This is a genomic window from Streptomyces sp. G45 (assembly GCF_049542095.1).
GTDB lineage: Bacteria > Actinomycetota > Actinomycetes > Streptomycetales > Streptomycetaceae > Streptomyces.
Genome location: NZ_JBMUZU010000001.1, coordinates 3353889 through 3379702, shown reverse-complemented (window position 1 = coordinate 3379702; position 25814 = coordinate 3353889). Strand labels below are relative to the sequence as shown.

Below are 25814 nucleotides of genomic sequence, written 5' to 3'. Positions count from 1 at the left end.
TCGGGCCGTATCTCATGGCTAATAGTTGACCGCGTATAGCTCGGGTCAATGGGTCACGCGCTGTGGGGAGCGCCGACTCACGAGCACACTGGGGTACTCGATCTTCGCCGTCAGGGGTGTCGGCGCTGCTTCACGTACCCCCTCTTGTAGTGAACAAGTGGACTCATGAGGAGGAACCCCATGCGTGGTGCCAAGAGCGCCAAGTGGGTCGCGATAGCCGGCGTTGTGGCGCTTACCGCCACTGCCTGTGGTGGGGGCGACGACGACAAGAAGAACAGCGGGAAGGTCGACCCCAAGGGGATCGTCAGCTACGCCAACGGTGAGCCGCAGAACCCGCTGCAGCCGTCGAACACCATGGAGGCGTACGGCAGCGTCGTTATCGACTCCCTCTTCACCGGGCTTGTTCACTACGACAAGCAGGGCAACATCACCTACGAGAACGCCGAGTCGGTGAAGCCGTCCCAGGGCAACAAGGTCTGGACGGTCAAGCTGAAGCCGGGCTGGAAGTTCCACAATGGCGAGCCGGTCACGGCCAAGTCCTACGTGGACGCCTGGAACTGGGCCGCCGACCCGGCCAACGGCCAGCAGAACAGCGCCTGGTACCGGGACATCGTCGGCTACGACGACGTGCACCCGGCCAAGGGCAAGGCCAAGAAGAAGGCCATGTCCGGTCTGAAGGTCGTCGACCAGAACACCTTCACCATCACGCTGAAGAACGGCATTCCCTACTACGAGTACAAGCTCGTGTACACGCCGTTCTACCCGCTGCCCTCGGAGGCCCTGAAGGACCCGAAGAAGTACGGCGAGGCCCCCGTCGGCAACGGCCCGTACAAGTTCCAGAAGTGGGACCACAAGAAGGTCATCTCGGTCCGCGCCTGGGACGGCTACAAGGGCAACAACAAGCCGAAGAACGGCGGCATCGACTTCAAGGCGTACACCAAGGACACCGCGGCCTACGCCGACCTGAAGTCGGACAACGTCGACACGATGCCGCTCGTCCCGAACAGCGAGCTGGCCAACTTCAAGAACGACTTCGGCGACCGCGCCATCGAGTCGGACTACTCGGCGCTCAACACGGTCAACTTCGCCTTCTACAAGCCGCAGTGGAAGGACATCGACGTCAAGGTCCTCCAGGGCCTGTCGATGGCCATCGACCGCGACACCATCGCCAAGACGGTGTTCTACGGCACCCGTGAGTCGGCCACCGGCTGGGTCGCCAAGGGCGTGAAGGGCTACCAGGAAGACGCCTGCGGCAAGTTCTGCAAGTACGACCCGAAGGCCGCCAAGGACTCGATCAAGGCCGGTGGCGGTGTCCCCGGCAACAAGATCTCCATCCAGTACAACGCCGACCAGCCGCACAAGGACTGGGTCGTCGCGGTCTGCAACTCGATCACCAAGGCGACCGGTGTGAAGTGCACCGGCGACGCGGTGACCGACTTCGCGGCCGACACGGAGATCCGTGACCAGAAGAAGGTCAAGTCGATGTACCGCTCCGGCTGGGTGCTCGACTACCCGTTCAACGGCAACTTCCTCGCCGACCTCTACGGCACCGGCGTCGACGGCAACAAGGGCGGCTTCTCGGACAAGAAGTTCGACAAGCTGACCGCCGAGGCCGACAAGGCGAAGACCACGGACGAGTCCGCGGAGCTGTACCAGAAGGCCGAGAAGGAGCTGGTCAACAGCTTCCCGGGCATCCCGCTCTGGTACAACAAGACGCTCTCCGCCTACTCGAACAACGTGAAGAAGATCGAGTTCGACCAGGCCGGTGACCCCGTGCTCACCGAGGTCGAGGTCTTCGAGAAGTAGCAGTCGCCGGAGCCACACTCCCGTGAAGCGACGCCCGGCGATCCCGGGCGTCGCTTCCGGGCGGCTCCGCAATGGACGGAGGCACCACTATGGGGCGCTACGTCGCGAGGCGACTGCTCCAGATGATCCCGGTCTTCATCGGGACCACCCTGCTGATCTTCCTGATGGTCAACGCCCTGCCCGGCGACCCAGTCAAGGCGCTGTGGGGCGACAAGCCGCCGGACCCGGCACAGGTCGCGCAGATCAAGCACGACCGGGGCCTGGACCTGCCCCTGTGGGAGCAGTATCTGCACTACATGAAGGGCCTGTTCCAGGGAGACTTCGGCAACACCATCGCCGGTAACCGGCCCATCCTCGACGAGATCACGCAGGCCTTCCCGGTCTCGATGCGGCTTGCCGCCATGGCCTGGACCTTCGAACTCGTCGTCGGCATCACCCTGGGCGTGATCGCCGGAGTGCGGCGCGGCCGCATCCTGGACAACACGGTGACGCTCTTCACGCTGCTCGTGATTTCCGTCCCGATCTTCGTGTTCGGCCTGGGACTCCAGCTGATCTTCGGCAACGAGCTCGGCTGGGTGAAACCCACGGTGCAGGACTCGGAGAACTTCCAGCAGCTGATGCTGCCCGCGCTGGTCCTCGGCCTGGTCGGCCTGGCCTACGTGGCGCGTCTGACCCGTACCTCCATCAAGGAGAACCGGTCGGCGGACTACATGCGCACCGCGGTCGCCAAGGGCCTGCCGCGCCAGCGCATCGTCACGCGGCACCTGCTGCGCAACTCCCTGATCCCCGTGGTGACGTACCTCGGTACGGACATCGGCACGCTGATGGGCGGCGCCGTGATCACCGAGGGCATCTTCAACGTGACGGGCGTGGGCAACCTGCTCTTCCAGGGCATCGCCCGGCGTGAAGGCGCGATCATCGTCGGTGTCGTCACCGTCCTGGTCCTCGTGTACCTCCTGGCCAGCCTGCTCGTCGACCTGCTTTACGCGGTCCTGGACCCGAGGATCCGTTATGCCTGACCTCACCAAGACCACGCCCGCCGAGGCGGCGGCCGAGACGCCGGTCGTCACCGCGAAGCCCGACGGGGGCGAGGCGAGCGCCGCCCGCAGCCTGTGGGGCGACGCCTGGCGGGACCTGCGCCGCAGGCCGCTGTTCGTCATCTCCGCCGCGCTGATCCTCCTGGTGCTGCTGGTGTCGGCCTTCCCGGGCCTGTTCACCAGCACCGACCCCGCGAGCGGCGATCTGCAGAAGCACTTCCTGGGCTCGCCCAACCTCGGGCACTTCTTCCAGGAGGACTGGTTCGGGTACGACCGGCAGGGCCGCAGCATCTACGCCCGCATGGTCTACGGCGCCCGCAACTCCGTGATGGTCGGCCTCGGCGTGACCGTGCTGGTCACCGTCTTCGGCGGTCTGGTCGGCATGCTGGCGGGCTACTTCGGCGGCTTCTGGGACAGCCTGCTCTCCCGGATCACCGATGTGTTCTTCGGCATCCCGTTCCTGCTCGGCGCGATGGTCGTCCTGAACGCCTTCACCGAGCGCAACGTCTGGGTGATCACCGGCGCCCTCGCCTTCCTCGGCTGGACGCAGATCGCCCGCGTGATGCGCGGCGCGGTCATCACGACCAAGCACGCGGACTACGTGGTGGCGGCGCGGGCCCTCGGCGCGGACACCAAGCGGATCCTGTTCCGGCACGTGCTGCCGAACGCCATCGCGCCGGTCATCGTCATCGCCACCATCGCGCTCGGCACGTACATCGTCGCGGAGTCGACGCTGTCGTACCTGGGCCTCGGCTTCGCCAGCGACTCCGTCTCGTGGGGCGCCGACATCTCCGACGCCACCCAGGACATCCGGAACAACCCGCACACGCTGATCTTCCCGGCGGGAATGCTCAGCATCACCGTGCTGGCGTTCATCATGCTCGGCGACGCGGTACGCGAAGCCCTCGACCCGAAGCTGCGCTGAGGGAGGCGTACGTGACGATCACAGAGAAGACCGCGGACGTCCCCGCCCCGCGTTCGGGCGGGAAGCCGAGCGGGCGCCTGCTCGACGTGAAGGACCTGCACGTCGAGTTCCACACCCGCGACGGCGTGGTCAAGGCCGTCAACGGCGTCAACTACAGCGTGGACGCGGGCGAAACGCTCGCCGTGCTCGGCGAGTCCGGCTCCGGCAAGTCCGTGACCGCGCAGGCCATCATGGGCATCCTCGACATGCCGCCCGGAAAGATCCCGCAGGGCGAGATCCTCTTCCGCGGCCAGGACATGCTGAAGATGTCGAACGAGGAGCGCCGGAAGATCCGCGGCCGCAAGATCGCGATGATCTTCCAGGACGCGCTCAGCTCGCTCAACCCGGTGCTCAGCGTGGGCTACCAGCTCGGCGAGATGTTCCGGGTGCACGAGGGCATGAGCCGCAAGGAAGCCAAGGCCAAGGCCATCGAGCTGATGGAGCGGGTCAAGATCCCGGCGGCCAAGGAGCGGGTCAACGACTACCCGCACCAGTTCTCGGGCGGTATGCGCCAGCGCATCATGATCGCGATGGCGCTGGCCCTCGAACCGGACCTGATCATCGCCGACGAGCCCACCACGGCGCTCGACGTGACGGTCCAGGCCCAGGTCATGGACCTCCTGGCGGAGCTCCAGTCCGAGTACAACATGGGCCTGATCCTCATCACCCACGACCTGGGTGTGGTCGCGGACGTCGCCGACAAGATCGCGGTGATGTACGCGGGCCGGATCGTGGAGACGGCGCCGGTGCACGAGCTGTACAAGCGGCCCGCGCACCCGTACACGCGCGGTCTGCTCGACTCCATCCCGCGGCTCGACCAGAAGGGCCAGGAGCTCTACGCGATCAAGGGGCTGCCGCCGAACCTGCTGCGGATCCCCTCGGGCTGCGCCTTCAACCCGCGCTGCCCCAAGGCGCAGGACATCTGCCGTACCGAGGTCCCGCCGCTCGTCTCCGTGACGGAGCGGGACGGCGCGGAGCTGGCGGGTCGCGGCAGCGCGTGCCACTTCTGGAAGGAGACGATCCATGGCTGAGCAGCCCAAGAAGGACGCCGCGGACGTCACGGACACCACCGACGCCACGCCGAACGTCTCGGAGGTGGAAACGGTCGACGCCGTCACCGAGACGGAGGCCGTCGCCGCCATCGAGACGCCCGCCGAGCGCGGCGAGCCGATCCTCCAGGTCCGCAACCTGATGAAGCACTTCCCGCTGACCCAGGGCATCCTCGTCAAGCGCCAGATCGGCGCGGTGAAGGCGGTCGACGGCGTCTCGTTCGACCTCTACCAGGGCGAAACCCTCGGCATCGTGGGCGAGTCGGGCTGCGGCAAGTCCACGGTCGCCAAGCTCCTGATGACCCTGGAGCGGGCCACCGCCGGTGAGGTCTTCTACAAGGGCCAGGACATCACCAAGCTGTCCGGGCGCGCGCTGAAGGCGGTCCGCCGGAACATCCAGATGGTGTTCCAGGACCCGTACACCTCGCTCAACCCCCGTATGACGGTGGGCGACATCATCGGGGAGCCCTTCGAGATCCACCCCGAGGTGGCCCCGAAGGGCGACCGGCGCCGCAAGGTCCAGGAACTCCTGGACGTCGTCGGCCTCAACCCCGAGTACATCAACCGCTACCCGCACCAGTTCTCGGGCGGTCAGCGCCAGCGCATCGGCATCGCACGCGGCCTGGCGCTCAACCCCGAGATCATCATCTGCGACGAGCCGGTCTCGGCCCTGGACGTGTCCGTCCAGGCCCAGGTCATCAACCTGATGGAGAAGCTCCAGGACGAGTTCAACCTGTCCTACATCTTCATCGCGCACGACCTGTCGATCGTCCGGCACATCTCGGACCGCGTGGGCGTGATGTACCTCGGCAAGATGGCCGAGATCGGCACGGACGAGCAGATCTACGACCACCCGACGCACCCGTACACGCAGGCGCTGCTGTCCGCGGTCCCCGTCCCGGACCCGGAGGCCCGCGAGGGCCGCGAGCGCATCATCCTCACCGGTGACGTGCCCTCGCCCGCCAACCCGCCGTCCGGCTGCCGCTTCCGCACCCGCTGCTGGAAGGCGCAGGACAAGTGCGCGGAGGAGATCCCGCTGCTCGCGGTCCCCGAGCGCTTCAAGGGCAAGGACACCCCCGCCGCCCACGAGTCGGCGTGCCACTTCGCGGAGGAGAAGGACGTGGTGCACGCGGCCTGACGCCGCCGTGCGCCGCGCGCGCTGATTCGCCAAGGGCCCGGAACCGGTCGTCGGTTCCGGGCCCTTGGCGTGCGGGCGTAACACCGGCGGGCCCTCAGGCGTGTACCAGGCGTGGACAGCAGCCGAGCGATCAGAAGCGGGGGGCGATGATCCAGCGAGTGGACGAGCCGGGAGACGCCCGGCGAACGGGGAACGGGCGGCGGGGCCGGTCGCGGAGTTCGACGCGTTCTACGCCGCGACGGCCAAGCGGGTCGTCGCCGCCGTGTACGCCATGACCGGTGACCTCGCCGAGGCGGAGGATGCCGTTCAGGAGGCGTACGTACGGGCCTGGCAACGGTGGGGCGGCTCACCCGGGGTGGCGCCGACCCGCTGCCGTGGGTGCGGACGGTGGCGGGGCGGCTCGCCATCAGCACGTGGCGCAGGGCGCGGAACCGGGCGGTGGCCCACTTCCGGCACGGCCCGCAGGCACACGTGCCGGAACTGTCGGCGGACCGCGTGGCGTTGCTCGCCGCCCTGCGCGAACTACCGCCCCGGCAGCGGCAGGTGGTCGTCCTGCACCACCTGCTCGACCTGCCGGTGGCGCAGGTGGCCCGCGAGACGGGCACCACCAGCGGCGCGGTGCGCACGCGCCTGAGCCGGGCGCGCAAGGTGCTCGGCACCCGCCTGACCGAGGCGGGCACCGAGGACGCCGACGGCGGGCGTCCCGCGCCCCTCACCCAGGAGGCCCTCAACCATGGCTGACGTGAAGATCGACGAGCTGCTCGACGACGTGCAGGTCACCCTGCCGAGCGCCGCGGAGGTACGGGCGCGGGGCGGGCGGCGGCGGGCCAGGCGCCGGGCCGCGGGTGTCGCGGCGGCCGTGGCGGTGGTCGCCGCCGGGGCCGTGACCTGGGTGGCGCTGCCGGACGACGCGGGCAGGGACGCGCGCCCCGCGACCCGGCCTGGCCCGACGCTCGTGGTCGAAGGCATGCCGCGCATGCTGCCGCCCGACCAGCTTCCGGACGACGCCCGCCGCGACTGGCGCACTGAGGAGGCGGGCGTCAAGGACTTTCCCCTGCCGCGGATCGCGGACCGCAGCACCTGCCCCGACGCGTATCGCTCCCGGAAGACGCCGCGCCACATCCAGTACCTCGACAGGTACTACGCCACCAAGGGCGACCACGCCGACGCCACTCACCGCGTCGTCGAGTACGCGAACCCGGCGGTGGCCGCGCGGGAGCTTGAGGTCTACCAGGGTGAACTGGCTGCCTGCGGGCTGCACTTCACCGCTGGCGACAAGCCGTACTACTCGGGTGCCGCCAAGGGCGACGGCTCGCGCCTGCACGTGACCGTCGAGCGCGACGGCAAGTGGGTCTCGGTGGTGGAGGTGCAGGTCGAGGGGATCGGCGGCTAAGGGTGACGGCGCGGGGCCCGGGTGTCAGACGGGCTCCGGGTGTCACACGGGCTCCGCCTCCACGATGTCCGGGAACGTGGGGGCCTCGATGAGGCGGGTGAGGCGGAAGCCCGCCTTCTGGAAGAGGGCGGCGAACTCGTCCCGGGTGCGTTCCTGGCCGGTGAAGGCCGCCAGCATGATGACGTCGACGGCCTTGCCGAAGTGCGGGGCGTTGCCCTCGGGCAGGACCGGGTCGACGGCGACGAGGCGGCCCGTGGGCGGGACGGCGGCGCGGATGGCGCGCAGGATGCCCAGGCACTCCTCGTCGCTCCAGTCGTGCAGGATGTGCTTGAGGACGTAGACGTCGCCGCCCGGCGGTACGGCCGTGAAGAAGTCCCCGGCCTGGGCCCGCCACCGCCCCGTCAGCTCCTTGGTGTCGAGCAGGTGGCGGGCGACGGTCTGCTCCTGGTCGAAGAGCACGCCGGTGAGCCCGGGACGGCGCGTGAGTACGGCTTTCAGCAGGCCGCCGCGGCCGCCGCCGACGTCCACGACGGTGCCGGTCTCCGGGAACGGGTACGTCTCCGCGATGACCTCGTCCACGGGGCCGGACAGCGCGGCCATGCCGAGGTCGAACAGGCTCTGGGCGTCGGGGTGCGTGGCGAGGTAGGCGAAGAACGGTGCCCCGTGCACGGTGTCGAAGCCGGGGGTGCCCGTGCGGAGCGTGTCGTCCAGGGCGGCGATGGCCCGCACCATGAGGGCGTCGGTGCTGAAGAGGACCTCGTCGCGCTGCGCGCCCGGCGTGCCGCGCAGCCGCTCGGCGGCCGGGGTCAGCGCGAAGGCGCCGTCCGCGTCCTCGCGGAAGACCCCCTTGGTGGCGAGCAGCCGCAGCACGCGGCGCAGCGACGGGGCGTGCACGCCCGCGCGCCGGGCGAGTTCGGGGACGGGCAGGGTGCCGCCCGCGTCGGCGAGGTGGTCCGCCACGCGGTGCACGGTCACGGCGCGCAGGGCGGAGGAGTAGAGGTGGCTGGCGGCGAGTTCGGTCACCACGAGGGCGGTCTCGGCGGCGGCGCGCGTACGGACGGGGTCCGTGTCGAGGCTCGCGGCGGGATCGCCGGGTGAGCGGGTCACCGTACGCCTCCCCTCCTGAACCGTGGCCCGTGAACCGTGGCCTGTGGCCCGTGGATGTGACGCGGACGCGCCACCCCCTCAGCGTGGCAGCGGCGGATTCCCCCTGTCACGGCCGGGTGCGGCCGGACCGTCGAAGTCCGGCCACGGGGCGGGGGAGGCGCCCGCCTCCACCCCCGCCCCCGCCTCCGCCCCCGGCGAGACACCGCGCTGCGGCATCCGGATGGCTTGGTTCCTCATACGGGTGGGCTAAATGTGCGAGATGCCCCTCATGTCGCGATATTGGCCGTAACACGCGCACCGCACCGCTGGCGCGCAGAGCGATCGAGGAGGCAGTTCATGCGAGGAGCCACGCACGCCAAGTGGGCCGCTTGCGCGGTGGTCGTCGCGCTCGCGGCGACGGGCTGTGGGGGTGGGAGCGGCGGCGGCGACGGCTCCGGGGTCGTGGGGTCCTCCTGGGGCGACCCGCAGAACCCGCTGGAGCCCGCCAACACCAACGAGGTGCAGGGCGGCAAGGTCCTCGACATGATCTTCCGCGGCCTGAAGCGGTACGACCCGAAGACCGGCGAGGCCAAGGACATGATCGCGGAGTCGATCGAGACCAAGGACTCGCAGACCTTCACCGTCAAGCTCAAGGACGGCTGGAAGTTCAGCAACGGCGAGGCCGTCACCGCGAAGTCGTTCGTGGACGCGTGGAACTACGGGGCGCATCTGAAGAACAACCAGAAGAACGCCTACTTCTTCGGCTACATCGAGGGCTACGACAAGGTCCACCCCGAGAAGGGGGACCCCACCGCCGACACCCTCTCCGGGCTCAAGGTCGTCGACCCGCGCACCTTCACCGTGAAGCTCACCCAGAAGTTCTCCACCTGGCCCGAGACCCTCGGCTACCCGGCGTTCGCCCCGCTGCCGCGCGCCTTCTTCGACGACCACGCGGCCTGGCTGTCCAAGCCCGTCGGCAACGGCCCGTACACCATCAAGTCGTACCGCAAGGGCGCCAAGATGGAGCTGCGCAAGTGGGAGGAGTACAAGGGCCCCGACGAGGCGCAGAACGGCGGCGTGGACCTCACCGTCTACACCGACAACAACACCGCCTACACCGCCCTCATGGCGGGCAACCTCGACCTCGTCGACGACGTCCCCGCGGCGCAGCTCCGCAACGTCAAGAGCGACCTCGGCGACCGCTACATCAACACGCCCGCGGGCATCATCCAGACGCTGTCCTTTCCGTTCTACGACCGCCAGTGGAACAAGCCGGGCATGGAGAAGGTCCGCCGCGGCCTGTCCATGGCCATCAACCGGCAGCAGATCACCGACACGATCTTCCAGAAGACCCGCACCCCCGCCAAGGACTGGACCTCGCCGGTGCTCGGCGAGGACGGCGGCTACAGCTCGACCCTGTGCGGCGACGCCTGCGACTACGACGCCGAGCAGGCCAAGAAGCTCGTCGAGGAGGGCGGCGGCATCCCCGGCGGCACCCTGAAGATCTCGTACAACGCCGACACCGGCTCCCACAAGGAGTGGGTGGACGCCGTCTGCAACTCCATCAACAAGGCGCTCGGCAGCGGCAAGGCCTGCGTCGGCAACCCCATCGGCACCTTCGCCGACTTCCGCAGCCAGGCCTCGCAGCAGAAGCTGTCCGGCGCCTGGCGCGCGGGCTGGCAGATGGACTACCCGCTGATCCAGAACTTCCTCGCCCCGCTGTACTACACCGACGCGCCGTCCAACGACGGCAAGTACAGCAGCGAGGAGTTCGACAAGCTCGTCGACGAGGCCAACGCCGAGACCGACACCGCCAAGGCCGTCGCCACGTTCCAGGACGCCGAGAAGGTCCTCGCCAAGGACATGGCCGCCATCCCGCTCTGGTACCAGAACGGCAGCGCGGGCTACTCCGACCGCGTCTCCGACGTGCGGCTGAACCAGTTCAGCGTGCCCGTCTACGCGGAGATCAAGGTCAACTGAGCCGAGCGGCCGCCCCGCACCGCGGCCGGGGCGGCCGCTTCCCAACCTCCGGAGCGAGCCCATGGGCCGATACGTGATCCGGCGCCTGCTGCAGATGATCCCGGTCTTCTTCGGCGCCACCCTGCTGATCTTCCTGATGGTGCACGTGATGGGCGACCCCGTCGCGGGCCTGTGCGGCGACCGCAAGTGCGACCCCGCGACGGCCGCCCAGCTCAAGAAGGAGTTCGGCCTCGATAAGCCCGTGTGGCAGCAGTACACGACCTACATGGGCAACGTCTTCACCGGCGACTTCGGCACCGCCTTCAACGGGCAGAAGGTCACCGAGCTGATGGCGGACGCGTTCCCCGTGACCATCCGGCTCACGCTCGTCGCCATCGTCTTCGAGATCGTCATCGGGATCAGCCTGGGCGTCCTGACGGGCCTTCGGCGCGGCAAGCCCATCGACACCACGGTCCTGCTGCTCACCCTCGTCGTCATCTCCGTCCCCACGTTCGTCACCGGCCTGCTCCTGCAACTGCTGCTCGGCGTCGAGTGGGGCGTCATCAAGCCCGCCGTCTCCGCCGAGGCCACCGTCGACGAGCTGATCGTGCCCGGCCTGGTGCTGGCGTCGGTGTCCCTCGCGTACGTCACCCGGCTCACCCGGACCTCCATCGCCGAGAACCGCCGCGCCGACTACGTCCGCACGGCCGTCGCCAAGGGCCTGCCCCGGCGCCGCGTCGTCGTCCGCCACCTGCTGCGCAACTCGCTCATCCCGGTCGTCACGTTCATCGGCACCGACGTGGGCGCCCTCATGGGCGGCGCGATCGTCACCGAGCGGATCTTCAACATCCACGGCGTCGGCTACCAGCTCTACCAGGGCATCCTGCGGCAGAGCACCCAGACCGTCGTCGGCTTCGTGACCGTACTCGTCCTCGTCTTCCTGGCGGCCAACCTGATCGTCGACCTCCTGTACGCCGTACTCGACCCGAGGATCCGCTATGCCTGAGCCGCACGAGCCCGAGGGCGCCATCGCCGGGACCGGCGCGGGCGGGGCGATGGACCTCGCGACCAGCGAGGCCACCACCCTCGCCCCCGGCGGCCCCGGCGGGGACCCGCCGCACCCGCCCGCAGCCTGTGGTCCGACGCCTGGCGCGACCTGCGGCGCAACCCGGTCTTCCTGATCTCGGGCCTGATCATCCTCTTCCTGGTCTTCGTCTCCCTGTGGCCCTCCGCGATCGCCTCCGGCGACCCGCTGGACTGCGACCTGGCCAACGCCCAGAAGGGCTCCTCGCCCGGCCACCCCTTCGGCTTCGACGGCCAGGGCTGCGACGTCTACACGCGGACCGTGTACGGCGCCCGGGCCTCCGTCACCGTCGGCGTCTGCGCCACGCTCGGCGTGGCGGTCCTCGGCAGCGTCCTCGGCGGGCTCGCGGGCTTCTTCGGCGGCGTCTGGGACGCGATCCTCTCCCGCGTCACGGACATCTTCTTCGCCATCCCCGTCGTCCTCGGCGGCCTCGTGCTGCTGTCCGTGGTCACCTCCAGCACCGTCTGGCCGGTCATCGGCTTCATGGTGCTGCTCGGTTGGCCGCAGATCTCCCGCATCGCCCGCGGCTCGGTGATCACCGCCAAGCAGAACGACTACGTGCAGGCGGCCCGCGCCCTCGGCGCCTCGAACTCCCGCATGCTGCTGCGCCACATCGCGCCCAACGCCGTGGCCCCGGTGATCGTCGTCGCCACCATCGCGCTCGGCACGTACATCGCGCTGGAGGCGACCCTGTCCTACCTCGGCGTCGGCCTGAAGCCGCCCACCGTGAGCTGGGGCATCGACATCTCCGCCGCCTCCCCGTACATCCGCAACGCCCCGCACATGCTGCTGTGGCCCGCGGGCGCCCTCGCGGTGACCGTGCTCGCGTTCATCATGCTCGGCGACGCGGTGCGCGACGCCCTCGACCCGAAGCTGAGGTAGCGCCCATGGCGAACACGGCATCCACGGAACCCACGGCGCCCGCGGCCCCCCTGCTGGAAGTGCGCGACCTGCACGTGGAGTTCAAGACCCGCGACGGCGTCGCCAAGGCCGTCAACGGGGTCGCGTACGCCGTCGCGGCGGGCGAGACCCTCGCGGTGCTCGGCGAGTCCGGCTCCGGCAAGTCGGTCACCGCCCAGGCGATCATGGGCATCCTCGACATGCCGCCCGGCCGCGTCACCGGCGGCGAGATCCTCTTCCAGGGCCGGGACCTGCTGAAGCTCAAGGAGGAGGAGCGGCGCAAGGTCCGCGGCGCGGGCATGGCGATGATCTTCCAGGACGCGCTCAGCTCCCTGAACCCCGTCCTGAGCGTCGGCGACCAGCTCGGCGAGATGTTCGTCGTCCACCGGGGCATGTCCCGCAAGGACGCCCGCGCCAAGGCCGTCGAGCTGATGGACCGGGTGCGCATCCCCGCCGCCAAGGAGCGCGTCGGCCAGTACCCGCACCAGTTCAGCGGCGGCATGCGCCAGCGCATCATGATCGCCATGGCGCTGGCCCTGGAACCCGCGCTGATCATCGCCGACGAGCCCACGACCGCCCTGGACGTCACCGTCCAGGCCCAGGTCATGGACCTCCTCGCCGAGCTCCAGCGGGAGCTGAACATGGGCCTGATCCTCATCACCCACGACCTCGGTGTGGTCGCGGACGTCGCCGACACCATCGCCGTCATGTACGCGGGCCGGATCGTCGAGAAGGCGCCCGTCCACGAGATCTACAAGGCCCCGGCCCACCCCTACACCCGCGGCCTGCTCGACTCCATCCCCCGCCTGGACCAGAAGGGCCAGGACCTCTACGCCATCAAGGGCCTGCCGCCCAACCTCATGAACATCCCGCCCGGCTGCGCCTTCAACCCCCGCTGCCCGCTGGCCCAGGACGTGTGCCGCACCGAGGAGCCGCCGCTCGCGAAGGTCACGTACGAGGGCCTGACCGCCGAGCGGCGCAGCGCCTGCCACTTCTGGAAGGAGACCCTCCGTGGCTGAGCCCATCCTGGAGGTGCGGGGCCTCGTCAAGCACTACCCGCTCACGCAGGGCGTCCTGATCAAGAAGCAGGTCGGCGCGGTCAAGGCCGTCGACGGCGTCGACTTCGACCTCGGGCGCGGCGAGACCCTGGGCATCGTCGGGGAGTCCGGCTGCGGCAAGTCCACCGTCGCCAAGATGCTGGTCAACCTGGAGCGGCCGACCGCCGGGGCGATCCGCTTCAAGGGCGAGGACATCACCAAGCTGTCCGGCCGCGCCCTGAAAACCGTGCGCCGCAACATCCAGATGGTGTTCCAGGACCCGTACACCTCCCTCAACCCCCGCATGACCGTCGGCGACATCATCGGGGAGCCGTACGAGATCCATCCCGAGGTCGCGCCGAAGGGCTCGCGCCGCGCGAAGGTCCAGGAACTCCTGGACGTCGTCGGCCTCAACCCCGAGTACATCAACCGCTATCCGCACCAGTTCTCCGGCGGCCAGCGCCAGCGCATCGGCATCGCCCGCGGGCTCGCGCTGCGGCCCGAGGTCATCGTCGCCGACGAGCCCGTCTCCGCCCTGGACGTGTCCGTCCAGGCCCAGGTCGTCAACCTCCTCGAACGCCTCCAGGACGAGTTCGACCTGAGCTACGTCTTCATCGCGCACGACCTGTCGATCGTGCGGCACATCTCCGACCGGGTCGGGGTGATGTACCTCGGGCGGATCGTCGAGATCGGTACGGACGCGGAGATCTACGAGCATCCGACGCACCCCTACACACAGGCGCTGCTGTCCGCGGTGCCCGTGCCCGACCCCGAGGCGCGGGAGGGGCGCGAGCGGATCATCCTCTCCGGGGACGTGCCCTCGCCCGCGAATCCGCCGTCCGGCTGCCGCTTCCGGACGCGGTGCTGGAAGGCGCGGGAGCGGTGTGCCCTTGAGGTGCCGCTGCTCGCCGTCCCGGCGGAGTTCCGGTCCGTGGCCGGACCGGCGGCCCATGACTCGGCGTGCCACTTCGCGGAGGAGAAGCGGGTAGTGCCGTAGGGACCCTCGCGGGGGGGCCTCAAACGCCGGACGGGCTTTCCCTGGCGGCGAAACACGGGTGCAACCCCGGCGACGCGGGGGCGTCATGAGAGCGCGCCACCCTGGTGGCGTACGGCCGTGCGGGTGCCGTCGGACCGGCCGGGGCGCGCCATGTCGCCCCGGCCGGTCGCCGTGTCACGCCAGGCCGAGCGACCGCTTGAGGAAGTCGACCTGGAGGAGCAGCAGGTTCTCGGCGACCTGTTCCTGCGGGGTCATGTGCGTGACCCCGGAGAGGGGGAGCACCTCGTGCGGCCGTCCGGCGGCGAGCAGCGCGGAGGACAGGCGCAGGGCGTGCGCGACGACCACGTTGTCGTCGGCGAGGCCGTGGACGATGAGCATCGGGCGGTGCGGCTCGGCGGGGTCGACGAGCCCGTCGTCCGTGACGAGCGAGCTGTGCCGGTAGGCCTCGGGGGAGGTCCGCGGGTCGCCCAGGTACCGCTCCTGGTAGTGGGTGTCGTACAGCCGCAGATCCGTCACCGGCGCCCCGACGACCGCCGCGTGGAAGACGTCGGGGCGGCGCAGCGCGGCCATCCCGGCGAGGTAGCCGCCGAACGACCAGCCGCGGATGGCGACCCGGGACAGGTCGAGCGGGAAGCGCTCGGCGAGCGCGTGCAGGGCCGCCACCTGGTCGTCGAGGGTCAGCGTGAGGTCGCCCTTGATCGACTTCTCCCAGGCGGGGGAGCGGCCGGGCGTGCCGCGGCCGTCCGCGACGACGACGGCGAAGCCCTGCTCGGCGAACCACTGCGAGGTGAGGAACATGTTCCGCGCCTTGAGCACCCGCTGGGCGTGCGGGCCGCCGTACGGATCGAGGAGGACCGGCAGCGGCCCGTCCGCCGGGTCGTACCCGGTGGGCAGCAGCACGGCGCTCGGAACGCGGCGCGCGCCCGCCTCGGTGAACGTCACGCGGGGGCTGAGCACCGGCTGCTGCGCGTGCGAGGCGACGGTCGCCACGTCCTTGCCGTCGCGCAGCACCCGCACCCGCGCGCCGGAGCGGTCGAGCGTGGCCGAAACGAGCACGGTGACGTCGCCCGCCCGGACCGCCGAGTGCACCCCGGGCTCCTGGGAGATCCGCTCCACGCCGAGTTCGTTGACGCGGTAGACATGGACCTCGCCCAGCTCCGGGTCGTCGGCCCCCTCGCCCGCGGACGCCGAGACCAGGACCGAGTCGTCGGTCACGTCGAGGACGGCGCGGACGTGCAACTGCGCTCCGGTGAGCGGCCGTTCACCCACCGCGAGGACCCGCGCGCCGCCCTCGTCGGCGATCCGCACGAGCTGTCCGCTGGGCGACCAGCAGGGCACTCCGGGGAACAGTTCCAGCCAGTCCTCGTCCTCGTCGGCGTGCACCATCCGGGTCGAGCCGTCGGCCGGGTCCACGGCCAGGTAGAGCAGGCTGCGCTGGTCCCTGGCCTGCACGAGGAGCAGCGGCGCCCCGCTGGCCGACCAGTGCACCCGCGCCAGGTACGGGTAGCGGCCCCGGTCCCAGACGACCTCGGTGCGCGCGCCGTCCAGGTCCACCACGAAGAGCCGCACGTCCGCGTTGGCGGTGCCCGCCGCCGGGTACGCGACCGGCACCGGCTCCCGGTCCGGGTGCGCGGGGTCGGCGATCCACCAGCGCCGCACGGGCGCGTCGTCGACCCGCGCGACGAGCAGCCGGTCGGACTCCGGTGACCACCAGAAGCCCCGGTGCCGGTCCATCTCCTCGGCCGCGATGAACTCCGCGAGCCCGTACGTCACCGTGTCCGCCTCGGCGGCCTCCGGCGCGGCCAGGGCCCTGTCGCCCGTGCCGTCGGCCGCCGTGACGCGCAGGGCGCCCTGGGCGACGTACGCGACATGACGGCCGTCGGGGGAGGGGCGCGGGTCGATCACCGGGCCCGGCACGGGCAGTTCGCGGGCCGTGCCCGCGCGCAGCTCCGCGGTGAACAGGCGGCCCGACAGGGCGAAGGCGGCCAGCTCCACGGCCGCGTCCGTGGCGTAGCCGACGATGCCCGCGCCGCCCTCGCGGGTGCGCTCGCGCCGGGCCCGCTCGGCGGCGGACAGGCGCTCCGACGAGCCGCCCAGGAGCACGCCGGGGTCGGCGGCGATCCGCTCGCCGCCGTCGGCGCCGTCCGCGAGGTCCAGGACCCACAGCTGGTTCGCGCGGTCGGTGCCGGACGCGGAGCGCGTGAAGACGACCCGCGAGCCGTCCGGCGCCACGGTGAACGCGCGGGGCGCCCCGAGTGAGAAGCGCTGCGTGCGGGCATGCTGTCGCGGGAAGGAGAGCCGCCCGGCCGAACTGTCGACGGGGCCGGGGGATTCGGGGATCTCGGTGGTCATCCTCCGAGCCTAGGCGGCGTGCGACCCACGTGCTTCGGTGCTTCGACTCATGCTGTCCGTCGGATAGTTATGATCCGTAGCGCGTGGTGGGTATGACCTTGCTGGCGGTCGGGGTAGGACTTCCGCCGGCAGGGCTGGGGTGCGGCTTGGGGAAGTGGGAGGTGATCCGCCGTGGTGCTGTCCGTCTCGGTGGTGCTGCTGCTGGCCATCATCGTGGTCATGCTGGTGCGGAAGCAGGGGCTCAAGACGATTCACGCGATCGTCTGCGGCCTGCTCGGTTTCTATCTGGCGAGCTCGTCGATGGCTCCGACCATCGACGAACTGTCGAACAACCTCGCCAACGTGATCGAGGACATAAAGTTCTGACCGCGTCCGGCCGCCGCTGCCGCGGGGGCCCGTCCGGTGGTCACCGGCGGGCGTGCGCGGCAGCGGCGGTCAGGCACGGGCGCGCGCGGTCGGCGCGCGGCAGGGGCGCGTCGGACTCGTAGGCTGTTCCCATGACGGAACTGCCCGCCCGGCGCCTGCTCCTCGTGCACGCGCACCCCGACGACGAGTCGATCAACAACGGCGCCACCATGGCCAGGTACGCGGCCGAAGGCGCCCACGTCACGGTGGTGACCTGCACGCTCGGCGAGGAGGGCGAGGTCATCCCGGCCGAGCTGGCGCACCTCGCGCCCGACCGCGAGGACACCCTCGGCGCGCACCGCGTCGGCGAGCTGGCCGCCGCGATGAAGGCGCTCGGCGTCACCGACCACCGCTTCCTCGGCGGCGCGGGCCGCTACCGCGACTCCGGCATGATGGGCGCCGAGCAGAACCACCGCGACGGCGCCTTCTGGTCCGCCGACGTCGACGAGGCCGCGGCGTCGCTGGTCGAGGTGATCCGCGAGGTGCGCCCGCAGGTCCTGGTCACCTACGACCCCGACGGGGGCTACGGCCACCCCGACCACATCCAGGCCCACCGCGTCGCCATGCGCGCGGCCGACCTCGCGGGCGAGCCCTCCTTCCGCGCCGACCTGGGCGCGCCGCACACGATCGCCAAGGTCTACTGGAACCGGGCGCCGCGCACGGTCGTCGAAGAGGCGTTCCGCGGGCTTGCGGACGCGCTGGTGGCCTCGTCGTTCACGACCCCGGCCACCGTCGCCGACGTACCCGGCGTGACGGACGACGAACGGATCACGACGGAGATCGACGGACGGGCCTTCGCCGCGGCGAAGGCGGCGGCCATGCGGGCGCACGCCACGCAGATCGAGGTGGACGGGCCGCTGTTCGTGCTGTCCAACCACCTGGCCCAGCCGATCTTCGACGTGGAGTACTACGAGCTGGTGAGAGGCGAGGCGAGCGCGGTGGACGGAGCGCGCGAGACGGATCTGTTCGCGGGGCTCGGCCTCGGGGACCACGGACACCACGGAGAGGTGGCGCAGTGAGTACGCGGTCCAGGGCTTCCTCTTCTTCCTCCTCCTCGGCGCCGAAGGGCTCCGCCAAGGGCGCCGCGGGGACCAGGGCCTCCGGCCCGGCGAAGGCCGCGTCCGGGGCCAAGGGCGCTCCCGTCGCCCAGCAGGCGGCGCCCGGCGGGTTCCTCGCGCAGCCGCTGAACGGCGTCCGCCTGGTCGCCTACGCCGGGCTGTTCCTGCTTGGCGCGGTCGTCGGCGTCGCGGGCGCCCTCGTCCAACAGGGCTGGTTCCCGGGCGGGTTGCTGCTCGCGCTGGTCGGCACGGCCGGTGCCTTCTACGGCGGCTCGTGCGCGACCGGCACCAGAGGCGGGGCGGTCGCGCCCGCCGCGGGCTGGCTCGTCGCCGTCATGCTGCTCACGGCGACGCGCCCGGAGGGCGACTTCGTGTTCGGCGCCGGACTCGGCTCGTACGCCTTCCTGCTGGGCGGTATGGGCGTGGCTGTGATGTGTGCCACGCTCTGGCAGCGACCGCAACCGGGGTCGTCCACCGCCCGACTTGGCAAGTGACGTACCACTTCGGCCCGTGTCCCGCAGGGGTTTGACGCCGGTCACGGGATGACCGCCGAGCGCGGCCAGTATGGTGGTGCGCGCCGCCGAGCCGCCCGAGTGGTCGAGACGGGCGGCGGAGCCAACCAGGAGAACCTGCCTTGAGTCGTGAAACTGACAGTTCGTCCTCCGGTCCCCAGGGGCGCTCGGGTGCCGCGTATCCCTCGGGTACGCCGCCGTACGGCTCGCCCACCCAGGGCATCGCGCCCGGCGCGGACGGAGCCCGGCCCGGCGACGAGCGGTCCGGCGAACCCAAGACCGAGACCACGCTGACCACCCGCATCCGGATCAACATCCCCGGGTCGCGGCCGATCCCGCCCGTCGTCATGCGCAAGCCCGTGGGCGACGCCGACGGCGACGCCGACACCGGCGCGGGTCCCGACGACGCGGGATCCGGCGTGGGCGCCCTCAGCGGCGCCTCGGCGCTCTCCTCCTCGGCGCCCGCGGCGCCCGCGGCGCCTTCCGTGCCGACCGCACCCTCCGTGACCGGCACGGCTTCCGGTCTCTCCAGCCGCTCCGGTGGCGCCGAGCGTGACGGCGGGGCCAGCGGCTCGGCTTCCGGCGCCGCGTCGGGGGCTCCGCGCGCCGCCGCCGACGACTCGGTGGGCGGCGGGGGCGCGGGCGACGACGGCAAGACCAGCGACTGGTTCGCGCCGCGCAAGAGTCCGAAGACGCCGTCCGCCCCGGCCACCGGTTCGGGTGATTCCGGCTCCGGTGGCTTCGACGTGTCCGGCGCGGTCGCGGCCGGGCCGCTCGGCTCCGGCGGCCCCGGCGCGCCGCAGGGCGGGTACCCCGGGCCCGACGGCCCCACCGGCGGCCCGGTGACCGGCGACGGCCCGATGCTGCCGCCCGAGCCGCCCGCCGGATCCGACCCGCTCACGGACCCCCTCACCGATCCGCTGCCCGACCCGCTGACCGATCCGCTCGCGGGCCCGCCCGGCGGCCCCGGCCGGATGAGCGACGACACCGCCATCCTCACGCCGCAGAAGCCCGCGCCGGGCCCCGGCCCGGGTCACGGCGGCCCGCGCCCGCCCGCCTCCGGTGCCCCTGGCGGCCCCGGCACCCCGGGCGCCCCGGGCGTTCCCGGTGGCAATGTCTCCGGGGACACCCTCAACAGCGGCATCCCGGTCGTCCCGCCGCACACCGGCCAGGGCGCGCCGGGCTCCCCGTTCGCCCCCGGCGGGCAGCCCGACGAGCCGCAGCCGCACACGCCGCCGAAGCTGCCCGAGCCGCCCAAGTCCAGCGGCCCGGCCGCCCCGGCGCCGAAGAAGAAGGGCCGCAGCAAGCTGGTCCTGCTGGTCGGCGTGGTCGTCGTCCTCGGCTGCGGCGCGTACGGCGCGGGGCTGCTCATGAACCACGCCGACGTGCCGAAGGGCACCACCGTCCTCGGCGTCGACATCGGCGGCGGCACCCGCGACGAGGCCGTCAAGAAGATCGACGCGGCGCTCGGCGAGCGGATCAACAAGCCGCTGAAGCTGTCCGTCGGCGGCGAGCAGGTCTCCCTGCGCCCCGACCAGGCCGGGCTCACCCTCGACAGCCAGGCCACGGTCCGCTCCGCCGCGGGCAGCGACTACAACCCCGTGTCGGTGATCGGCGGCCTGTTCGGCGGCGAGCGCGTCGTCGAGCCCGAGATGCCGGTCGACGAGGAGAAGCTGGCGGCCGCCCTGGAGCGCGCCGCGGGCGGCTCCGGCTCCGCCAAGGAGGGCACGGTCAAGTTCGTGCCCGGCAAGGCCGTCGCCGTCTACGGCAAGGCGGGCAAGGGCATCGACGCCGACAAGGCCTCGGACGCGGTCGCTCAGGCGTACAAGAAGCAGGTCGAGACCGGCAGCGCGGGCAGCGTCGCCGTGCCCGTCACCAACCGCAGCCCGAAGGTCTCCGACGCCGAGGTCGACCGGTTCATGCGGACCTTCGCCAAGCCCGCCATGTCCGGCAACGTCACCATCAAGACGGAGAGCGGCGGCGGCATCCCGCTCGGCCCGGCCAGGTCGCTGCCGCAGGTGCTCGGCGTGAAGGTCGTCGACGGCAAGCTCGTCGAGACGTACGACCTGAAGGCCCTCAAGGCGCTCTACGGCAGCACGTTCGACGGCGTCCTGATCCAGCGCGGCAACGGCGAGAAGACACCGGTCCAGCCGACGGACGTCGCGCAGGCCATGGCCAAGGCCCTGCGCGGCAAGACGCCCGCGGAGCGGATCGTGACGATCGAGACCAACCCCAGCTGACGGCCGCCGCCGGACCACCGGCTTCGCCGGGTTCGTCCACCTGTGCCGGACGGGCGGGATTTCCCCCGGCCCGTCCGGCTTTCGTCTGCGCGCCTGTCCCCGTGTTTCGTCTGTGCGCCTGTCCCCGTGACAGGACATCGCCAAGCAGCTGTCATCCGGCGGACATGACATCTGTCATCCCGGGAACGGCACGGACGACACTGCCGCCGCACCCCCCTGACCAGCAACGATGGGGGCATGAAGACGACAGGTAACGCCGTCACCTTCGACCGGGTGACCAAGGCGTACGGCGATGTCCGGGCCGTCGACGGGCTCACCCTCACCCTGCACCCGGGCGAGACCGTGGCGCTGCTCGGGCCGAACGGCGCGGGCAAGTCCTCCACCCTCGACCTGCTGCTCGGGCTCAGGCGCCCGGACAGCGGCACGGTGAGCGTGTTCGGCACCAGCCCCCGCGAGGCCATCACCGCGGGGAAGGTCGGCGCGATGCTGCAGAGCGGCGGGCTCATGGACGAGGTCACCGTGCGGGAGCTGGTCCGCCTCGCCTGCGACCTGCACCCGAGGCCCCACCGGGCGGGCGACGTGCTGGCCCGCGCGGGCATCACGGAGATCGCGGACCGCAAGGTCAACAAGCTCTCCGGCGGCCAGGAGCAGCGTGTGCGGTTCGCGCTCGCGACGGCGGGCGCCAACGACCTGATCGTGCTCGACGAGCCGACCACCGGCATGGACGTCACGGCCCGGCAGGCGTTCTGGGCGACCATCCGCGAGCAGGCCGACCAGGGCCGCGCGGTGCTGTTCGCCACCCACTACCTGGAGGAGGCCGACGCCATCGCCGACCGCGTCCTCGTCCTGCACCGCGGGCGGCTCCTCGCGGACGGCTCCGCCACCGCCATCAAGGCCATGGCGGGCGCCCGCAAGGTCAGCTTCGACCTGGAGGAGCTGGGCGGACCCGGCGGCCCCGGCGGTGCCGCGGCCGCCGACACGGTCCGCGGGCTGCGCGCGCTGCCCTGCGTCACCGGCCTCGACGTGTCGGGCCGCACGGTCCGGCTGCGGTCCACCGACGCCGACGCGACCGTGCACGCGCTGTACGGGCTCGGCGTGTACCCGCGCAACCTGGAGGTCGCGGGCCTCGGCCTGGAGCAGGCCTTCGTCGCGATCACGACGGCTGAGGAGGCCAAGGCGGCATGAAGAGCGGCTCCCTCGTCCGGCTGGAGATCAGCCGGTCCCTGCGCAACAAGAAGTTCCTGTTCTTCTCCGTGCTCTATCCGGTGCTCCTGTTCCTGATCGTCTCCGGCAGCCAGGACGCGTCCAGCAGGGTCGGCGGCACCGACCTGAGCGTGCCCGCGTTCATGATGGTGTCGATGGCGTCGTTCGGGGCGCTCACCGCCGTCCTGATGGGCAACAGCGAGCGCATCGCCAAGGAGCGCGAGAGCGGCTGGGTGCGGCAGCTGCGCCTGACCAGCCTGCCGGGCCGCGGCTACGTCCTGGCGAAGACGGCCAGCGCCGCCGTGATCAGCCTGCCGTCGATCGTGCTCGTCCTCGCCGCCGGCGCCGTGGTCAAGGGCGTGCGCCTGGACGCCTGGCAGTGGCTCGCGCTGACCGGCGCGATCTGGGCGGGCAGCCTGTGCTTCGCCGCGCTCGGCGTGGCCGTGGGCTACCTCGCGACCGGCGACACCGTGCGGCCCATCAGCATGATCCTGTACTTCGGCCTGTCGCTGCTCGGCGGCCTGTGGATGCCCGCGACGACGTTCCCGCGCTGGCTGCGGGACCTCGCCGAGTGGCTGCCCACGCACGCGTACGCCGCCCTCGGCCGGTCCATCGAGCTGGGCGACGCCCCGCACGCCCGGGACGTGCTGCTGCTGGCCGCGTACTGCGCGCTCTTCGCGGGCGCCGCGGCCTGGCTGTACCGGAAGGACACACTGAAGGCGTGAACGACGCACCGCACCTCGACCGCCACCCCATGCACACCTTCGGACAGGGCGACCTGAGCCGCCGCCAGGCCCGCGCCAAGCTCGGCTGGATCGGCATCTGGCTGGTCTTCATGGCCGCGCCGGTGCGGGACCTGGTGGAGGGCGGGCGCCCGCTCGCCGCGACCGTGCTCGGCTGGCTGGGGCTCGGCGCGTTCGTCGGCTGCTACCTGGTGCTGGTGTTCCGCTACACCCTGAAGGTCGAGCGGTGGCGCCTGGTGCACGCGACGCTCGGCGCCCTGGTGGCCCTCGCCGCCGCCCTGTCGACCGGCATGGACGCCGCCTGGCTCGGCCTGTGGGTGTACGTCGCGGTATCGGCGGGCGCTGTCCTGCCCACCCGGCAGGCCGCCTGGGTCATCCCCGGCGTCACCGCCCTGATGCTGGTGATCGGCGTGTACGCGCACGGGGTGCGCGCCGTTGACCTGGTCATGGGGCTCGGCGTGACGACGCTCCTGGTCGGGTACGCGATGACGGGCGTGCGCCACCTCATCCGTACGACGGTCCAGCTGCGGCAGGCCCGAGCCACCGTCGCCCAGCTCGCCGCCAACGAGGAGCGGCTGCGCCTCGCCCGCGACCTGCACGACCTGCTCGGCCACTCGCTGTCCCTGATCACCCTGAAGAGCGAGCTGGCCGGGCGCATGCTGCCCGGCCAGCCCGACAAGGCCGCCCAGCAGGTCGCCGACATCGAGCAGGTCAGCCGCCAGGCCCTGGTGGACGTGCGGGCCGCCGTCACCGGCTACCGCAGGCTCACCCTGCCCGGCCAGCTCGCCGGGGCCCGCACGGCACTCCTCGCCGCGGGCATCGACGCCCACGTGCCCCTGGAGCCGCCGGGGGAGGGGCCCGCGCCCGACGAGGAGCGGGAGGCCGCGCTCGCCTGGGCGCTGCGCGAGGCGGTGACCAACGTGGTCCGGCACAGCGGCGCCCGGAACTGCGCGGTGACGCTCGCCTCGCGGCAGACCCTCGCGGGCCCCGTCCTGGAGCTGACCGTCGAGGACGACGGCGTGGGGCCCGCGCACGGCGTGACGCCCGCCGTCCCGCACGGCAACGGCCTCACGGGGCTCACCGAACGCTTGGCGGCCGTCGGCGGCGCCCTCGACGTCGGCCCGGCCTCGGAGCGGGGCCCGGCGCGGGGCGAGCGGCGCAAGGGGCACCCCGGCTTCCGGCTCACCGCGCGGGTGCCGCTGGAGCCGGACCCGGCGCGGGACGGCGCCGCCTCGGCTCTAGGATCTCCCGCATGACCGGCACGAAAGGGCCCGCCAGCGGGTCGGCACCGGGACCCGGCGGCACCGTCAGGGTGCTGCTCGCCGAGGACCAGTCGATGGTCCGGGAGGCGCTCGCGGCGCTGCTCGGCCTGGAACCGGACATCGAGGTCGTCGCGCAGGCCGCCCGGGGCGACGAGGTGCTCGCCGCGGCGCGCGCCCACGCCGTGGACGTGGCGCTCCTCGACATCGAGATGCCCGGCGGCACCGGCATCGAGGCCGCCGCCGAACTGCGCGCCGAGCTGCCCGAGGTGAAGGTCGTCGTGCTGACCACCTTCGGCCGCCCCGGCTATCTGCGCAGCGCCATGGAGGCCGGGGCGGTCGCCTTCCTGGTCAAGGACGCGCCCGCCGCGCAGCTCGCCGACGCCGTGCGCCGGGTCCTCGCGGGGGAGCGGGTCATCGACCCGACGCTGGCCGCCGCCGCGCTCGCCGAGGGCGCCAACCCGCTCACCGACCGGGAGCGCGAGGTGCTGCGCGCCGCCGCCGACGGCGCCACCAACGCCGAGCTGGCCGCCGCCCTGCACCTCTCCCAGGGCACGGTGCGCAACTACCTGTCGACGGCCATCCAGAAGCTGGCCGCCCGCAACCGCGCCGACGCGGTCCGGGTCGCCCGCGACAAGGGCTGGCTGTGACCCGCGGGCCCGCCGCGTGACTCAGTCCGCCTGACTCAGTCCGCCTGACCCGCGGAGCCCGGCGTCCGGCCCGCGGGCCCGTCAGTTGAGCCGTGCCCGCGCCGCCCGCGCCTGCCGCCGCACCCGCTCCGCGGCCGCCTCGTCGGTGGCGGTGAGCGTCTGCGCGTACCGCTCCAGCTCCACGGCCCCCGCCGGGAAGTCACCGGTCTGCACCAGGAGCAGCGCCCGGTCGTAGCGCAGCCGGTGCGCGGGCGACGGAAGGAGCAGGGACAGCTCGACGGCCCACAGGGCGACGTCGGCGCGCTCGGGGCGGGCGGCGGCCCACACCCGGATGTTGTTCAGGACCCGCAGCACGATGTCCAGCGGCTCGGCGGGCCGCAGCATCGCCGGATCGAGCGACGCCCCCGTCGCCCCCGCGACCAGGAGCTGGGCGTCCGCGCAGCTCAGCACCCGCCCCCCGCCGAACGGATCGGCGAGCACCGGCTCCGGCCTGCCGTACGCCTCGGGGCTGCCGAAGCCGACGACGAAGTGCCCGGGCAGGGCCACCCCGTGCACCGGCGCCCCGGCGCGGCGCGCGACCTCCATCCACAGCACCGAGAGCAGGATCGGCAGGCCCCGGCGCCGCCGCAGCACCTCGTGCAGCAGGGACGACTCCAGGCGCTGGTAGTCACCCGGGCGGCCCCGGAACCCGTAGGCCCCGCCCAGGAGTTCGGCGAGCGCCACGGCCCACTCGTGGGGGCCGCCGGGCCGGGGCCGCAGCAGCGCCGCCAGCTGGTCGAGCCGCCGCAGCGCCGCCGCCATGCCCGCGTCGCCGAGCGCGGGGTCCGCCTCCGCGCCGATCAGCAGGCACAGTCGGGCCACGTCGGGCCGCTCGGCCCGCGCCTCGGCGGCGAAGGCCCGGCGCCGGCGCCCGGTCCTGACAGGTCGGGGATGCATACGTCC

21 protein-coding genes and 2 pseudogenes are annotated in these 25814 nt (G+C 71.9%); 20 read left to right on the top strand and 3 right to left on the bottom strand.

Going from position 1 to position 25814, the window contains the following annotated elements; all coding sequences use genetic code 11:
* The first annotated feature begins 180 nt into the window (after window positions 1–180).
* The 7 genes and pseudogenes from ACOBQU_RS13600 to ACOBQU_RS13570 all read left to right on the top strand — a co-directional run bounded on the left by ACOBQU_RS13600 (window position 181) and on the right by ACOBQU_RS13570 (window position 7387).
* Complete coding sequence (locus ACOBQU_RS13600) at window positions 181–1806, top strand: peptide ABC transporter substrate-binding protein (RefSeq protein WP_423626974.1); 1626 nt, start codon at window positions 181–183, stop codon at window positions 1804–1806.
* 89 nt (window positions 1807–1895) lie between these two features.
* Entirely contained in the window at window positions 1896–2825 is a 930-nt protein-coding gene (locus ACOBQU_RS13595; RefSeq protein WP_423626972.1) for an ABC transporter permease, read from the top strand.
* A complete protein-coding gene (locus ACOBQU_RS13590) occupies window positions 2818–3768 on the top strand; it encodes an ABC transporter permease (RefSeq protein ID WP_423626970.1) in 951 nt (316 codons plus the stop codon). The genes ACOBQU_RS13595 and ACOBQU_RS13590 overlap by 8 nt, the downstream gene beginning before the upstream one ends.
* 11 nt (window positions 3769–3779) lie before the next feature.
* Window positions 3780–4838, top strand: a complete 1059-nt coding sequence (locus ACOBQU_RS13585) for an ABC transporter ATP-binding protein (RefSeq protein ID WP_423626968.1) — start codon at window positions 3780–3782, stop codon at window positions 4836–4838.
* A complete protein-coding gene (locus ACOBQU_RS13580; RefSeq protein ID WP_423626967.1) occupies window positions 4831–5994 on the top strand; it encodes an ABC transporter ATP-binding protein in 1164 nt (387 codons plus the stop codon). The genes ACOBQU_RS13585 and ACOBQU_RS13580 overlap by 8 nt, the downstream gene beginning before the upstream one ends.
* Before the next feature lie 262 nt (window positions 5995–6256).
* Window positions 6257–6735, top strand: a pseudogene (locus ACOBQU_RS13575) (SigE family RNA polymerase sigma factor).
* Complete coding sequence (locus tag ACOBQU_RS13570; RefSeq protein ID WP_423626966.1) at window positions 6728–7387, top strand: hypothetical protein; 660 nt, start codon at window positions 6728–6730, stop codon at window positions 7385–7387. The pseudogene ACOBQU_RS13575 and the gene ACOBQU_RS13570 overlap by 8 nt, the downstream one beginning before the upstream one ends.
* A 42-nt stretch (window positions 7388–7429) precedes the next feature.
* Here the strand turns inward: ACOBQU_RS13570 and ACOBQU_RS13565 are convergent, their stop codons facing one another.
* Window positions 7430–8494, bottom strand: coding sequence for a methyltransferase (locus tag ACOBQU_RS13565; protein ID WP_423626964.1), 1065 nt, complete (start codon window positions 8492–8494; stop codon window positions 7430–7432).
* Between the two features lie 336 nt (window positions 8495–8830).
* Between ACOBQU_RS13565 and ACOBQU_RS13560 the strand changes: the two genes are divergently transcribed.
* The 5 genes and pseudogenes from ACOBQU_RS13560 (at window position 8831) to ACOBQU_RS13540 (ending at window position 14450) form a co-directional block, all read left to right on the top strand.
* Window positions 8831–10453, top strand: coding sequence for a peptide ABC transporter substrate-binding protein (locus ACOBQU_RS13560; RefSeq protein ID WP_423626962.1), 1623 nt, complete (start codon window positions 8831–8833; stop codon window positions 10451–10453).
* A gap of 61 nt (window positions 10454–10514) precedes the next feature.
* Window positions 10515–11438: an ABC transporter permease gene (locus ACOBQU_RS13555; protein WP_423626960.1), complete on the top strand. Its 924-nt coding sequence runs from the start codon at window positions 10515–10517 to the stop codon at window positions 11436–11438.
* A pseudogene (locus ACOBQU_RS13550) lies at window positions 11431–12398 on the top strand (ABC transporter permease). The gene ACOBQU_RS13555 and the pseudogene ACOBQU_RS13550 overlap by 8 nt, the downstream one beginning before the upstream one ends.
* A gap of 5 nt (window positions 12399–12403) precedes the next feature.
* A complete protein-coding gene (locus ACOBQU_RS13545; RefSeq protein WP_423626958.1) occupies window positions 12404–13435 on the top strand; it encodes an ABC transporter ATP-binding protein in 1032 nt (343 codons plus the stop codon).
* A complete protein-coding gene (locus ACOBQU_RS13540; RefSeq protein WP_423626956.1) occupies window positions 13428–14450 on the top strand; it encodes an ABC transporter ATP-binding protein in 1023 nt (340 codons plus the stop codon). Before ACOBQU_RS13545 ends, ACOBQU_RS13540 begins: the two co-directional genes overlap by 8 nt.
* A gap of 174 nt (window positions 14451–14624) precedes the next feature.
* Here ACOBQU_RS13540 and ACOBQU_RS13535 read toward each other — a convergent pair whose 3' ends face one another.
* Window positions 14625–16802 (bottom strand): prolyl oligopeptidase family serine peptidase, encoded by a 2178-nt coding sequence (locus ACOBQU_RS13535; RefSeq protein ID WP_423626955.1) that lies wholly within the window; start codon window positions 16800–16802, stop codon window positions 14625–14627.
* A 171-nt stretch (window positions 16803–16973) separates the two neighbouring features.
* On the opposite strand from ACOBQU_RS13535, the gene ACOBQU_RS13530 reads away from it, so the two are divergent.
* From ACOBQU_RS13530 to ACOBQU_RS13495, 8 genes are all read left to right on the top strand, one after another.
* Window positions 16974–17168, top strand: coding sequence for a hypothetical protein (locus ACOBQU_RS13530; RefSeq protein ID WP_423626953.1), 195 nt, complete (start codon window positions 16974–16976; stop codon window positions 17166–17168).
* A 131-nt stretch (window positions 17169–17299) separates the two neighbouring features.
* The gene (gene mshB, locus ACOBQU_RS13525; protein WP_423626952.1) at window positions 17300–18226 is read left to right on the top strand and encodes an N-acetyl-1-D-myo-inositol-2-amino-2-deoxy-alpha-D-glucopyranoside deacetylase; all 927 of its coding nucleotides are present in this window, start codon (window positions 17300–17302) and stop codon (window positions 18224–18226) included.
* Window positions 18223–18759, top strand: coding sequence for a DUF6113 family protein (locus ACOBQU_RS13520; RefSeq protein WP_423626950.1), 537 nt, complete (start codon window positions 18223–18225; stop codon window positions 18757–18759). Before mshB ends, ACOBQU_RS13520 begins: the two co-directional genes overlap by 4 nt.
* Window positions 18760–18899: 140 nt before the next feature.
* Entirely contained in the window at window positions 18900–21017 is a 2118-nt protein-coding gene (locus ACOBQU_RS13515; RefSeq protein WP_423626948.1) for a hypothetical protein, read from the top strand.
* Between the two features lie 237 nt (window positions 21018–21254).
* Window positions 21255–22202: an ABC transporter ATP-binding protein gene (locus ACOBQU_RS13510; protein WP_423626946.1), complete on the top strand. Its 948-nt coding sequence runs from the start codon at window positions 21255–21257 to the stop codon at window positions 22200–22202.
* Window positions 22199–22945 (top strand): ABC transporter permease, encoded by a 747-nt coding sequence (locus ACOBQU_RS13505; protein ID WP_423626944.1) that lies wholly within the window; start codon window positions 22199–22201, stop codon window positions 22943–22945. Before ACOBQU_RS13510 ends, ACOBQU_RS13505 begins: the two co-directional genes overlap by 4 nt.
* Window positions 22946–22974: 29 nt before the next feature.
* Entirely contained in the window at window positions 22975–24219 is a 1245-nt protein-coding gene (locus ACOBQU_RS13500) for a sensor histidine kinase (protein ID WP_423634448.1), read from the top strand.
* Window positions 24216–24872, top strand: coding sequence for a response regulator transcription factor (locus ACOBQU_RS13495; protein WP_423626942.1), 657 nt, complete (start codon window positions 24216–24218; stop codon window positions 24870–24872). The genes ACOBQU_RS13500 and ACOBQU_RS13495 overlap by 4 nt, the downstream gene beginning before the upstream one ends.
* A gap of 81 nt (window positions 24873–24953) precedes the next feature.
* On the opposite strand, the gene ACOBQU_RS13490 is transcribed toward ACOBQU_RS13495, so the two are convergent.
* Window positions 24954–25808 carry a SirB1 family protein gene (locus ACOBQU_RS13490; protein ID WP_423626940.1) on the bottom strand — a complete coding sequence of 285 codons (855 nt, stop codon included), beginning with the start codon at window positions 25806–25808 and terminating at the stop codon, window positions 24954–24956.
* Window positions 25809–25814: the final 6 nt, after the last annotated feature.